This window comes from Desulfovibrio fairfieldensis (assembly GCF_001553605.1).
GTDB classification, from domain to species: Bacteria; Desulfobacterota; Desulfovibrionia; order Desulfovibrionales; family Desulfovibrionaceae; genus Desulfovibrio; species Desulfovibrio fairfieldensis.
Map to the genome: position 1 here is coordinate 1,356,893 of NZ_CP014229.1, position 12,164 is coordinate 1,369,056.

Below are 12,164 nucleotides of genomic sequence, written 5' to 3' on the forward strand. Positions count from 1 at the left end.
ATGAATCGAGGAGAAGGGTATGGAAGTTTTTGACGCTGCGGAATTGTGGAGCCGGGAACGTATCGCGGAAACCCAGCTGACGCGTCTGCGGGCCACGCTGTCCCAGGCGCGCAAATGCGCCTTTTACCGCGAGCGCCTGGACGAAGCGGGCGTCACCCCGGATTCCATTCGCAGCCTGGACGATCTGCAACGCATCCCCTTCACCAGCAAGCAGGATCTGCGCTCCCAATATCCCACAGGGTTGCTGTGCGTGCCGCCCTCGGAAATCGTGCGCATGCATTGTTCCAGCGGCACTACGGGCACGCCCGTGGCTATCTGCCATACCCAGAACGACATCAACTCCTGGGCTGATCTCATGGCCCGCTGTATGCATATGGTGGGCGTGCGCCGGGACGACGTCTTTCAGAATATGTCGGGCTACGGCCTGTTTACGGGCGGCCTGGGCATCCATTTCGGCGCGGAGCGCCTGGGCTGCATGACCATTCCCGCCGGGCCGGGCAACTCGCGCCGCCAGATCAAGCTGGCCAAAGACTTCCACACCACGGTGGCTCACATTCTGCCTTCTTACGCCCTGATTCTGGGCGAACATCTGCGTAATATGGGCGAAGACCCGCGCGCTTTTCCCCTGCGTATCGCCCTGGTGGGCGCGGAGCCCTACACCGAGGAGTTCCGCAAACGCATTGAGGAACTTTTCGACATGAAGGCCTACAACTCCTACGGCCTTTCGGAAATGAACGGACCGGGCGTGGGCTTTGAATGCCTTGAACAGAAAGGCCTGCACATCTGGGAGGATGCTTATATTCCCGAAATCGTGGATCCGGACACCGGCGAGCCCGTGCCGGACGGCGAGGTGGGTGAGTTGGTCATGACCAGCCTCTGCCGCCAGGGCATGCCCATTCTGCGTTACCGCACGCGCGATCTGACCCGCTTTCTGCCGGGTGAATGCGCCTGCGGCCGCGCGCACCGGCGTATGGATCGCATCTTGGGCCGGGCCGATGACATGTTTATCATCAAGGGCGTCAACGTCTACCCCATGCAGATCGAGCAGGTCATCATGACCTTCAAGGAGGTGGGGCAGAGCTACCTGATTCTCCTGGAGAACGACGGCATCGGCGACGTGATGCGGGTGCAGGTTGAAGTCCGCGACGAATACTTTGTGGAAGACATGCGCGCGTTGCAGAACCTGCAAAAGGTCATTGCCCAGCGCCTGCGCGACGAAATTCTGGTCACGCCCAGGGTGGAGCTGGTGGAAAGCAACAGCCTGCCCCGTACCGAAGGCAAGGCGGTGCGCGTGCAGGATATGCGGGTCAAGAAATAGGAATCGTGGGGCATGGATTTTCTGCCGTTTCCCATTGCCTATCTGCTGGCCGGTGCGTTCGTCACGCTGCTCTGTTTCGTGCTGCTCCTGAACGTATTCGGCCTGCCTGCCAACTGGATTGTACTGGGCCTGGTGGCTCTGTGGAAAATGGTCCACCCCGGCGCGGCCAATCTGGATGTCTGGTTCTGGGTCATGATGGTGGGACTGGCGCTGATCGGCGAGGCTCTGGAGCTGGGCATGCAGATCCTCAAGGCCAAGCGCTACGGCTCCAGTTCATCGGGTACTTTCGCGGGCATGATCGGGGCCATTGCCGGAGCCATTCTGCTGGCGCCGCTCTTTTTCGGCCTGGGCGCGCTGATCGGCGCGTTGGCCGGCGCCTGGATCGGCTGCTTTCTTATGGAACTCGTCAAGGGCAGGCCTGTGAAAGAAGCGCTGGACGCGGCTTTTGGGGCCATGATGGGCCGTTTTCTGGGCACGGTCTGCAAATGCGGCGCGGGCGGGGCCATGCTGGCGCTCACCGCCCACCGGATCTGGCCGAAGCCGGTCCCCGCGCCCTTGCCGCCGGACAGCCTGGACGGTCCGGCCCAACTGGTGCTGAGCGTGCTGCACCATCTTTGTTGAGGCGCCCATGTTGCTGGACGGCGTGCAGATAGTTTTAGTCAAGACCCGTTTTCCCGAAAATATCGGCATGGCGGCGCGGGCCTGCGCCAATATGGGTTGCCCGGCCATCCGTCTGGTGGACCCGGAACGTTGGGACCGGGAAAAGGCCGGTCCTCTCGCTACGCCCAAAGGGCAGAGCCTGCTGGACGGCGTACGGGTGAGCCCCGATCTGGCTGTGGCCGTGGCCGAGAGCAGTCTGGTGCTGGGCACCACGGCCCGCACGGGAGGTTGGCGGCAGGCCCTGCTCGCGCCGGGTCAGGCCGCGCGGGAAGTGGCGGCAGCCCTGGCACGCGATGAAAAAGTTTCTCTTGTCTTCGGCCCGGAAGACCGGGGACTGAACAATGAAGAAATCACCCATTGCCAGCGTCTCGTGACCATTCCCACCGACGCGGCTGCCAGCTCTCTCAACCTGGCCCAGGCCGTGCTGCTTATGCTCTATGAATGCGCCAATGCCGTACGTGCTGTCCGTGCGTTTCCCGACGCGGAAAAGACCGGCACATCCGGCGGCGGGCGTGCGGTTACCGCTGAAGAACAGGAGCGGCTTATGGACGCACTCAAGGGCATGCTGCTCGGTCTGGATTATCTGCATGGCGATAATCCGGATTACTTTCTGATGCCCTGGCGGCGCATGTTCAGTCGTGCCGGGCTCAGGCGGCACGAGTATGACGCGCTGATGGGCCTGTGTCGGCAGGTGCGCCACAAGCTGGGCTGAGCTTTTCCCCTTTTCGCGCATGCCGGCGGACGTTCCTTCTGCTTTCGTTCGCCGGGAGCTGTTTCACCTTGAAATCTTTCTAGAACAGATTACCTTTGAAACGCTTTGCGTTTCAAAGGGTTCATTCCGGCAAAAAGCGCGGTTTTTGCCGGAATCCACGCCGCTTTGCGGCGCGCCTCACCGCGTTCGGCGTTACGCAAACGCGACGCCTTGTCTCGTTATCCTCGTCCCTGTATTTCGCCATCTTCATTATATCGTGGGCAATGCCGTTTTTGTTGTGCTTTCGGCACAATAAATACGCCCAATCCTCTAAGCATTTCTTTATGTCGGCCGATAAAGACTTTGATGGGTTGTGATTGAAGGCGCAAGCCCCTTTCTGTAATACCCTGGAAAGTATGGGGTGGGGCGTATTGTATGCCTTGCCTGGCGTATATCGGCGACTGGGCTTTTTTCAAGGGGATATGTTATGAAATCCGCACTATTGCTTTCCTGGACGCATATGGAGTCCTGGCGGGAAGGATGAACCGTGCCGTCCGCAGGGTCGAGAGTCGTGATTGCGGACGGCGGAACAAGTGTCGGACTTTGACATATTCCATTTGCAGAGGGGGATGCTATGCGTTTGACCTTGACGCATAAATATGTAGGTTCGCTCTTCGGGGCGCTGATCACATGCTGCGTTGTGGTGCTTTTTGTTTCCATTCATTTCATGAAAGAACCCGTGGAAGAGGAGCTGGACGGGAATATCCGGCGGATGCAGAACGTCATTCAGACCGCCAACGAGCTTACGGCCACGCGTTTCGCACAAAGCGCCATGCTTATGTCCCATGAGGAAAATCTTGCCCGCGCCGTGCTTGCCCGCGACCACGAGCAGGTCATGCTCCTTTCGGCGGAAGCCATGAAGGAAGCCGGGTCCGACTTCATGACCGTCACGGACGACAAGGGCATTGTCGTGGGACGGGGCCATTCGAAAAAATGGCAGGACAGCGTCCTGAATCAGGAAACCGTGGTCAAGGCCCTGCAGGGCACGCCTTCGGTCGCTATCGTGGCCGGAACCGTTGTTCCCTTCACCATCCGCGCCAGCCAGCCCATTATGTACGAAGGCAAACTGGTGGGCACGCTGTCTATCGGCACTTCTCTGGTGACACCGCCCTATCTGGACTGGCTCAAGCAGATGAGCGGCATGGATGTGACCATCTTCAAGGGTGACATCCGCGCCATGACCACGATTATGAAGGACGGCAAACGGGCCGTGGGCACCAAGCTGCAATCTCCGGAGATAGTGGAAGCGGTTTTACAGCGCGGGGAGCTGTGTTTCGCGCAGAATAATATCCTCGGCGTTGAATACAAATCCGCCTATTGGCCGGTGAAGGCGGCGGACGGAACCATTGCGGGCATGTGGTTTGTGGGCATGCCGCTCAACAAGCTGATGGAGCTTGAAAACAAGGCCGTGGTCACTGCCTCGTGGGTAGCCGCGGCCTTGCTGGCGGTACAGCTGCTTCTTTCCGTGATGATCGGCCTGCGGGTCAGCGCCCCGGTACGGAAAATCACCCGCTATGTGCTGGATGTGGCCGGTGGTAAAAAAGATGCCGTGCTGGACGTGCACAGTCGTGACGACATGGGCGAACTGGCCGAGGCCCTGCGCGCCATGGTAAAAAAGCAGGACAATCTGATGCTGGAGGCCGGTGAAAAGGCCGAAGAAGCCCGAAAGAAAGCTGAAGAAGCCGCCTGCGCCATGGAAGAAGCCCGCCTTGCCCAGCAGCAGGCGGAACAGGCCAAACGCGACGGCATGATCAGCGCAGCGGGCCAAATTGAAGGCGTGGTAGAAAAGTTGAACGGGGCCATCAACAATATTGCCGCCCAGGTGGAACAGTCCGACGAGGCGCTGAGCCATGCCGCGTCCCGCCTTGCAGAAACAGCCACGGCCATGGAGGAAATGAACTCCGCGGTGCTGGAAGTGGCGAAAAACGCCGGGCTCGCGGCGGACGTTTCCACCTCTGCTCGACAAAAAGCCACGGACGGCACTGCCGTGGTCACCCAGTCCGTTGCCGGAATTCAGGAAGTGCAGAGCCAGTCCCTGGCGCTCAAGGAAGATATGGTCAGGCTGGATGAGCATGCCAGAGCCATTAACCAGATCATGAGCGTTATTTCGGATATCGCGGACCAGACCAATCTCCTGGCCCTCAACGCGGCCATTGAGGCTGCCCGGGCCGGGGAAGCCGGGCGCGGTTTCGCGGTGGTGGCGGACGAGGTCCGCAAATTGGCGGAAAAAACCATGACCTCCACCACAGAGGTGGGCAACGCCATCAAGGCCATTCAGGAAAGCGCGGAGCAGAGCACGCATCAGGTGGAGCAGGCCGTGCAGAATATCGCCAAGGCCACGGAATTTTCCAACAAATCCGGCGAATCGCTCAACGAAATCCTGGAGATGGTGGAGCATACCGCCGATGAGGTGCGCACCATCGCCACGGCCAGCGAGGAGCAGTCCGCCACCAGTGAGGAAATCACCAAATCCATTGCCGAGGTCAATGACATTACGTCCACCACCTCTGAAGCCATGCGGGAGGCGGCCAAGGCTCTGGAATCTCTGCGGCGGCGTTCCCAGGAACTGGTCACGCTCATTGAAGAGATGAAGAACGCCTAAGTTTCTCTGGTAGTATGGCAATGAAAAAACCGGCCCTTGGGCCGGTTTTTTCATGCCTGATTTCGCGGAATGAGCAAAAATGCCTACAGCCGCCGCATGAGCCAGGCCAGATTCTCGCCGAGATTCTGCATGTTGCGCATGCCCTCCTCATCGCGGCGCACGTCGCCGGGCTCCTTGCCGTAGACCATGTTCCAGTAGGTGGAACCGGCCAGAATCACTTCCTTGTTCAGTAGAAAATGGTTCATGCTGTCAACGGTATTCAGGCCCCCGGCGCGGCGCACGGCGGCCACGGCCGCACCCGCCTTGCGCCGGAGCAGGCCGGGATTGGACGCGCAGACCACTCCGGCACGCTCCAGAAAAGCCTTCATGGGCGCGGAGACATCCGCCGAATACACGGGCGAACCGAGCACGATGCCGTCGGCCTCACGCATCTTGGCAAAGCAATCGTTGAAACCGTCGTCAATGGTTATGCAGTGTGCCTGCCCCTTGCAGGCGAAACAGCCCAGACAGCCGCGCAGGGGAAAGTCGGACAGGGAAATGATTTCGCTGTCGATGCCCGCCCTGCGCGTTTCATCGCAGATAATTTCCAGCAATATCCGTGTATTGCCGTTCTTGCGGGAGCTGCCGTTGAACGCCGCCAAGCGCATGCGTACCCTCGTGGAGACTGGAGCATTACTGTTAAAATGCTCGGCCTTGTGAAATGGAGTGAAACGAGGTCCGCGAGCTTTGCGTAGGCGGGCTTTGCCCGCCGTCAAGCGGAAATCTCAAGCGTAATATGCTCTACATCTAGACGTTGAAGAGGAAGTGCATCACGTCGCCGTCCCGCACCACATAATCCTTGCCTTCCACTCGCAGCACGCCGTCGGCGCGGCAGGCGGCCTCGCTTTCGTGGCCCATGTAGTCCTCGAAGGAAATGACCTCGGCCCGGATGAAACCGCGTTCAAAATCCGTATGGATCACACCGGCGGCCTGAGGGGCCTTCCAGCCCTGATGGATGGTCCAGGCGCGCACTTCATCGGGCCCGGCGGTAAAATAGCTGCACAGTCCCAAGGTGGCGTAGCCGGTGCGGATGATCCGCACCAGACCGCTTTCTTCAATGCCGTAAGAGGCCAGCATTTCCGCCTGCTCGTCCTCGGGCAACCCTTGAAGTTCTTCTTCAAGTTTTGCGCAGATGCAGGCAAAGCCCGCCTTGCGCTCAGCGGCCAGGGCACGCACTTCATCCACATAGGCGTTGCCGTCGGCCACGGCGGCTTCGTCCACATTGGCGCAGTAAATCACGGGCTTGTCCGTGATCAGGCCCAGCTCCCGCCAGGAAGCCAGAAAGGTTTCATTATCCGGCAGGGCAAAAGCGGCGGCGGGTTTGCCCTCGTTCAGATGAGCCAGCAGGCCCTGCATCAATTCAGCGGCGGCTTTGGCGTCCTTGCTGCCTTTAGCCATTTTTTGCAGTTTTTCCAGGCGCTTTTCCACGCTTTGCAAATCGGCCAGCAAGAGTTCCGTCTCAATGGTTTCCACATCGCGCAGGGGATTCACGTTACCGTCCACATGGGTGATGTTCTCATCCTCAAAGCAGCGCACCACTTCCACAATGGCCGCGCATTCCCGGATGGTTGCCAGAAACTGATTGCCCAGGCCCTCGCCCTTGCTGGCGCCGCGCACCAGACCGGCGATATCGATGAAATCCACGCTGGCATGAATGGTCTTCTGCGGTTTGGCCTTGGCTGTGAGCGCGTCCACGCGCTTGTCCGGCACGGCAACAGTGGCCTTGTTGGGCTCAATGGTGCAGAAAGGATAATTGGCGGCCTGGGCGTTCTGTGCCTTGGTCAGGGCGTTGAACAGGGTGGACTTGCCCACGTTGGGCAGGCCCACGATGCCGATGCTGAGCGACATGGCGACTCCTTGCGTTGTGCTGGGGCATACCGGCATACGCGGAAACCCCGCTTCCGGACTGGCCGGAGGCGGGGTTTATATAGTCGCAAAGCGCGCCGGAGGCAAGCGGAGCCCAATGAGATGTCACGCTGCACCTGTCGGTTCGGCGTGAAGATCGCACGGCAAAAAGCGAGTTTTTTCTGTGCTTACGCCGCTTGCGGCGGCACGCAATCCCTGTCGCTTGACGCGACACCGGGCTCTACTGCAACCGGGTGTAAACTGTGGGCACCTTGCCGCTGCCCGCAGGCTGATCTTCCAGCAGGGGCAGCAGGTCATCGGTAATGGGCACCGTGGCCGTGCCCTTGGCCAGCACTTCGTTGCTGGTGGTGTGGATCAGGCTCATGCTGAAGCGTACCTGTTCGCCGCTGACCACATAGGTGCCCGCCAGGACCGCCTGGCCGGTACCCAGGGTGCTGGCGAGCTTGCGCACGTCGCGGGTCAGGATCAGTTCGCCCGTGCGCTTGTCGAAGCGGATATAGCTGCCCTTGCGCAATTCCTGGTAGCGATAGCCCGCGTTGACCAGCCAGCGCGAAATTTCCTCGGTCATCTGGCGGGCCAGGGGAGAAGCCACTTCAAGATTGTTGATATTGGCCGGAGTGGTGCCCATGATCATGATCTGGGCGCGGGCCAGGGCCTGGCGCTGTTTTTTGCTCGTGCCGGGATCGTCGCCCGCATAACGCATCATCAGCTGATCGTCCAACTGCTCGGCAATGCTGTTGGCGGCTCCGGGCACCGTGCCGACAGCCGCGGCCGTCAGAGGAAAGAGCAGGGCAGCGAGCACCAGAATGACCACAAGAAAACGGCTCATGACAAACCTCAACGCATGGTGCGCAATAAAAGTTCAACACCGGCCAGTTCGCGCTTGATGATGTCCAGACCGGCATTGCTCCGGCAGGTGGACAGGGCCTGGGCGTAAGACTGGCGGGCCAGCTCGTAGCGCCCCTGCTTGCGATATTCACGGGCCTCTTCCAGATAGGTGGCGCTGATGTCCGGCCCCTGGCCGAAGGAAGATGCGCCTTGGGGCGGGCTGTCATAGGCCGAGAGATTTTGCCCCAGGGCCACTGCGGGCGGGCAGGCCGCCAGCCATACCGCGAAAGAAAAAAGAAACAGATGTCGCATGGCGTTTCCGGCATTATTTGCCTTGTTTGATGGGAATGCTGCCGCTGCTGATGGAACTGGCCGGAGTATACAACGAGGGATACAGGCCGCGACGTTCATTTTGCGCCGTCGCGGCAGCCGGCTTGGCCGCCACGGGCGCGGGATCGGTTTTGCCCATCCGCGCGATAATCGGCGTATTGACCAGCACGAGCTGGCCCGTGCGCAATACCAAGCCATCGCTGGCCCGCACCAGGCGCGCGTTGACGAAGGTGGCGTCCTTATCCACATAATAGGTGCCCACCACCAGAGCGGCCCATTTCTGGCCCTTGGTGGGTACAATCTGATTGGCGGCCAGAGCCAGGTCGTCGCGGCCGCCTTCCACGGAAATATGGCCGGTCAGGCGGTATTCCCGCGTGGGAAAGCCGCGCTGGTTGAATTCGTAAAACAGGGCTTCGCCCATGAGCCTGCCCAGCGGCGAAGAGCGCGACGTGTTGTTCTGGTCCACAAAGGAAGTGGGCATGGCCACAAAACCCTGCAAGGCGTCGTTGGGCATGGTGGCCAGCATCTGATCGGCCAGTTCACGGCATTTGAGCTTCACTTCCACCGCGTCCACATAGGCGGGATCATTGGGCGTGGGCGTACTTTTGCAGCCGGACAGAAGCGGCAGCAGAAACGCGCAGAACAGAAAAAGGCGCAACAGACTGTGCATGGCAACCTCAATCATGGTGATATCGTTCTTATCGTCGGCCCGGCAGCGAACTTGAGTGCTCTTTTGGAAAAAGTGCGGAATGTTCCGGCCGGTTCATAAAAGTTATGCAAGACGCGTTCCAGATGAAGGCTTGGCTTGTGTCCCGAAATAGCATACAAGAACGCCTCAGTGCGGAGAAGGACGGCGGTTCGCGCCGTTGCCCGCAATTTTCGCGGTGGGGGACAGAACATGCGCATCACGAAAACCCGCGCCATCCGGCTGGGCGGCCTGGTTGTCGGCGGCGGCGCGCCGGTCATGGTCCAGAGCATGACCAATACGGACACCCGCGACGTTGACGCCACCCTGGCCCAGATTGAGCGCTTAGCCGCCAGGGGCTGCGAGGCCGTGCGTCTGGCCGTGCCGGACGAAGCCGCCGCCGGGGCTCTGCGGGCCATCCGCGCGGGCACGCCTTTGCCGCTCATCGCGGATATCCACTTCGACTACCGGCTGGCTGTCGCCGCCCTGGAGGCGGGCGTGGAAGGCCTGCGCATCAATCCCGGCAATATCGGCCCCAGCGAGCACGTGGACAAAGTGGTGGACGCGGCCAAAGCACATAAGGCAGTGATCCGCATCGGCGTCAATTCCGGTTCATTGGAAAAGCCGCTGCTCAAGCAATACGGCGGCCCCTGCCCCGAGGCTCTGGTGCAAAGCGCGCTGGGGCATGTACGCCTGCTGGAGCGGCGCGGCTTTTACGACACCAAGATTTCGCTCAAGTCCTCTTCCGTGCTGGACACCATCGCGTCCTACCGTCTGTTGCACGAGACTTGCGACTATCCTCTCCATATCGGCGTCACCGAGGCTGGCGGCCTGCTGCGCGGCACGGTCAAATCCTCCGTGGGCCTGGGCATCCTGCTGCACGAAGGCATCGGTGACACCCTGCGGGTTTCGCTCACTGCGGACCCTGCGGAGGAGGTCGCCGTGGCCTGGGAAATTCTGCGCGCTCTGGGCCTGCGCTCGCGCGGGCCGGAAATCATTTCCTGCCCCACCTGCGGCCGTACGGAAATCGATCTCTTCGCCTTGGCCCGCGCCGTGGAGGAACGTCTGTCCCAGTCCATAGCCGACATCAAGGTGGCGGTCATGGGCTGTGTTGTCAACGGCCCCGGCGAAGCCCGCGAAGCGGATCTGGGCCTGGCCGGTGGCCGCGACAAGGGCATAATTTTCCGCAAAGGCGAGGTCATCCGCTCGGTCAAGGGCCAGGAAGCCCTGTTGGCGGCCTTTATGGAAGAATTGCAAACGCTGCTCAACGAAAAGGGGCAGCCCGCCTGACGCCCTGTGCGCGGCGGCAAACCTCAATAGCAAGGAAGCAATATCCATGCGCTTCAGCTCCTGTTACATTCCCACCCTCAAGGAATCCCCGGCCGACGCCGAGGTGGTCAGCCACAAACTTCTGCTGCGCGCGGGCATGGTGCGCAGGCTTACTTCCGGCCTGTACATCTATCTGCCGCTGGGGCTTAAGATCATTGACAAAATCGCCAGCGTAGTGCGCGAGGAAATCAATGCCTCCGGCTTTCAGGAATTGCTTATGCCCATGGTCCAGCCCGCCGATCTCTGGAAGGAGACGGGCCGTTGGGAGCATTACGGCAAGGAACTGCTGCGCTTCAAGGACCGCAACGAACGCGACTACTGCCTGGGCCCCACCCATGAGGAAGTGATCACCGACCTGGTGCGCGGCGAAGTGCGCTCCTACCGGCAACTGCCCGTGCGGCTCTACCAGATCCAGAGCAAATTCCGCGACGAGATCCGGCCCCGCTTCGGCCTGATGCGCGGGCGTGAGTTCATGATGAAGGACGGCTATTCCTTTGACGCGGACATCGCCGGGGCTGAAAAAAGCTATAAGCTGATGTACGACGCCTATACCCGCATATTCAAGCGCCTGGGCCTCAAATTCCGGGCCGTGGAAGCGGATACCGGCTCTATCGGCGGCAATTTCTCCCACGAATTCATGGTCCTGGCCGATACCGGTGAGGATACCATCGCCTTCTGCCATGACTGCGATTACGCCGCCAATGTGGAGCGGGCCGAAGTGGTCTGGAAGGGCGAGGCCTGCACAGAGGCTTGCACGGGCGCCTGCCCGGACTATGAAAAAGTCGATACCCCCGGCGCGCACAGCGTGGAGGAAGTGGCGGCCATGTTGCGGGTTCCGGCCAAGGCTGTGGTCAAAACCATGCTTTTCAGCGTGGACGGCAAGCCCGTGGCCGTCCTGGTGCGCGGCGACCGTGAGGTCAACGACATCAAGCTCAAGAATCTGCTTAAGGCCCAGGAAGTGGAACTGGCCGGTGCCGCCACGGTGGAGGCTCTGACCCATGCGCCGGTGGGCTTTGCCGGGCCGGTGGGCCTGGATGTGCCCGTTTACGCCGACCTGGAATTGCAGGGAGCCACGGATTACGTCACCGGAGCCAACGCGGCGGACGCCCATTTCAGGCATGTGGATTTGCGCCGCGACGCGGCGATCACGGCTTGGGCTGATCTGCGCGCCATCACGCCGGAAGATGTCTGCCCGCGTTGCGGCGGCGGCATCGAGCTGACCAAGGGCATTGAGGTGGGGCACATCTTCATGCTCGGTCTCAAGTACAGCGAATCCATGCACGCGGCCTTCCTGGACGAGAACGGCAAGGAAAAGCTCATGATCATGGGCTGCTACGGCATCGGCGTGTCCCGCGTGGCCGCCGCCGCCATAGAACAGAACCATGACGAGAACGGCATTGTCTTTCCGCCGCCGGTGGCCCCGTTTGAGTGCATCCTGCTCAACCTCGACCCCCGCAATGCCGAAGTCACGGCCAAAGCCGAGGAGATCTACGCCATGCTGCGGGATATGGGCGTGGACGTGCTGCTGGACGACCGGGAAGAACGGCCGGGCGTCAAATTCAAGGATGCGGACCTCCTGGGCGCGCCCATGCAGCTCGTGGTGGGCGGCAAGGGGCTCGCGCGCGGCATTGTGGAATGCAAGGACCGCCGCAGCGGCGAAAAAGGCGAACTTTCCGCGGACGTCATTGAGGAGGATTTCTCCCAATGGGCCGCGGGGGTGCGGCGCGGCTGGGAGACGCAGCAGGCCTGATCCCGC

Annotated in this window: 11 protein-coding genes; 6 read left to right on the forward strand and 5 right to left on the reverse strand. The window is 60.9% G+C overall.

Going from position 1 to position 12,164, the window contains the following annotated elements; genetic code table 11:
- Positions 1-19 precede the first annotated feature (19 nt).
- From AXF13_RS05725 to AXF13_RS05740, 4 genes are all read left to right on the forward strand, one after another.
- Entirely contained in the window at positions 20-1,318 is a 1,299-nt protein-coding gene (locus tag AXF13_RS05725; protein WP_062251999.1) for a phenylacetate--CoA ligase family protein, read from the forward strand.
- A gap of 12 nt (positions 1,319-1,330) precedes the next feature.
- On the forward strand, positions 1,331-1,939 hold the full coding sequence (locus AXF13_RS05730) for a DUF456 domain-containing protein (RefSeq protein ID WP_062252000.1): 609 nt from the start codon (positions 1,331-1,333) through the stop codon (positions 1,937-1,939).
- Between the two features lie 7 nt (positions 1,940-1,946).
- On the forward strand, positions 1,947-2,690 hold the full coding sequence (locus tag AXF13_RS05735) for an RNA methyltransferase (RefSeq protein WP_062252001.1): 744 nt from the start codon (positions 1,947-1,949) through the stop codon (positions 2,688-2,690).
- 613 nt (positions 2,691-3,303) lie between these two features.
- Positions 3,304-5,331 (forward strand): methyl-accepting chemotaxis protein, encoded by a 2,028-nt coding sequence (locus tag AXF13_RS05740; protein ID WP_062252002.1) that lies wholly within the window; start codon positions 3,304-3,306, stop codon positions 5,329-5,331.
- A gap of 83 nt (positions 5,332-5,414) precedes the next feature.
- Here AXF13_RS05740 and AXF13_RS05745 read toward each other — a convergent pair whose 3' ends face one another.
- The 5 genes from AXF13_RS05745 to AXF13_RS05765 all read right to left on the reverse strand — a co-directional run bounded on the left by AXF13_RS05745 (position 5,415) and on the right by AXF13_RS05765 (position 9,079).
- The gene (locus tag AXF13_RS05745; protein WP_062252003.1) at positions 5,415-5,978 is read right to left on the reverse strand and encodes a flavodoxin family protein; all 564 of its coding nucleotides are present in this window, start codon (positions 5,976-5,978) and stop codon (positions 5,415-5,417) included.
- Positions 5,979-6,117: 139 nt separating this feature from the next.
- Positions 6,118-7,218: a redox-regulated ATPase YchF gene (gene ychF, locus AXF13_RS05750; RefSeq protein ID WP_062252004.1), complete on the reverse strand. Its 1,101-nt coding sequence runs from the start codon at positions 7,216-7,218 to the stop codon at positions 6,118-6,120.
- A 238-nt stretch (positions 7,219-7,456) separates the two neighbouring features.
- Positions 7,457-8,065, reverse strand: coding sequence for a FlgO family outer membrane protein (locus AXF13_RS05755; RefSeq protein WP_062252005.1), 609 nt, complete (start codon positions 8,063-8,065; stop codon positions 7,457-7,459).
- 8 nt (positions 8,066-8,073) lie between these two features.
- Positions 8,074-8,376: a hypothetical protein gene (locus tag AXF13_RS05760; protein ID WP_008684251.1), complete on the reverse strand. Its 303-nt coding sequence runs from the start codon at positions 8,374-8,376 to the stop codon at positions 8,074-8,076.
- 13 nt (positions 8,377-8,389) lie between these two features.
- Positions 8,390-9,079 (reverse strand): FlgO family outer membrane protein, encoded by a 690-nt coding sequence (locus tag AXF13_RS05765; RefSeq protein WP_223299985.1) that lies wholly within the window; start codon positions 9,077-9,079, stop codon positions 8,390-8,392.
- A 213-nt stretch (positions 9,080-9,292) separates the two neighbouring features.
- Between AXF13_RS05765 and ispG the strand changes: the two genes are divergently transcribed.
- Both ispG and AXF13_RS05775 read left to right on the forward strand, forming a co-directional pair.
- On the forward strand, positions 9,293-10,369 hold the full coding sequence (gene ispG / locus AXF13_RS05770) for a flavodoxin-dependent (E)-4-hydroxy-3-methylbut-2-enyl-diphosphate synthase (protein ID WP_062252006.1): 1,077 nt from the start codon (positions 9,293-9,295) through the stop codon (positions 10,367-10,369).
- A 46-nt stretch (positions 10,370-10,415) separates the two neighbouring features.
- The gene (locus AXF13_RS05775) at positions 10,416-12,158 is read left to right on the forward strand and encodes a proline--tRNA ligase (RefSeq protein WP_062252007.1); all 1,743 of its coding nucleotides are present in this window, start codon (positions 10,416-10,418) and stop codon (positions 12,156-12,158) included.
- Positions 12,159-12,164 lie beyond the last annotated feature (6 nt).

Excerpts from the sequence above, each read along its gene's own strand:
- AXF13_RS05730 (WP_062252000.1), top strand. The coding sequence starts at position 1,331 with ATGGATTTTCTGCCGTTTCCCATTGCCTATCTGCTGGCCGGTGCGTTC.
- AXF13_RS05735 (WP_062252001.1), top strand. The coding sequence starts at position 1,947 with ATGTTGCTGGACGGCGTGCAGATAGTTTTAGTCAAGACCCGTTTTCCC.
- AXF13_RS05740 (WP_062252002.1), top strand. The coding sequence starts at position 3,304 with ATGCGTTTGACCTTGACGCATAAATATGTAGGTTCGCTCTTCGGGGCG.
- ispG (WP_062252006.1), top strand. The coding sequence starts at position 9,293 with ATGCGCATCACGAAAACCCGCGCCATCCGGCTGGGCGGCCTGGTTGTC.
- AXF13_RS05745 (WP_062252003.1), bottom strand. The coding sequence starts at position 5,978 with ATGCGCTTGGCGGCGTTCAACGGCAGCTCCCGCAAGAACGGCAATACA.
- AXF13_RS05760 (WP_008684251.1), bottom strand. The coding sequence starts at position 8,376 with ATGCGACATCTGTTTCTTTTTTCTTTCGCGGTATGGCTGGCGGCCTGC.
- AXF13_RS05765 (WP_223299985.1), bottom strand. The coding sequence starts at position 9,079 with ATGATTGAGGTTGCCATGCACAGTCTGTTGCGCCTTTTTCTGTTCTGC.
- ychF (WP_062252004.1), bottom strand. The coding sequence starts at position 7,218 with ATGTCGCTCAGCATCGGCATCGTGGGCCTGCCCAACGTGGGCAAGTCC.
- AXF13_RS05775 (WP_062252007.1), top strand. The coding sequence starts at position 10,416 with ATGCGCTTCAGCTCCTGTTACATTCCCACCCTCAAGGAATCCCCGGCC.
- AXF13_RS05755 (WP_062252005.1), bottom strand. The coding sequence starts at position 8,065 with ATGAGCCGTTTTCTTGTGGTCATTCTGGTGCTCGCTGCCCTGCTCTTT.
- AXF13_RS05725 (WP_062251999.1), top strand. The coding sequence starts at position 20 with ATGGAAGTTTTTGACGCTGCGGAATTGTGGAGCCGGGAACGTATCGCG.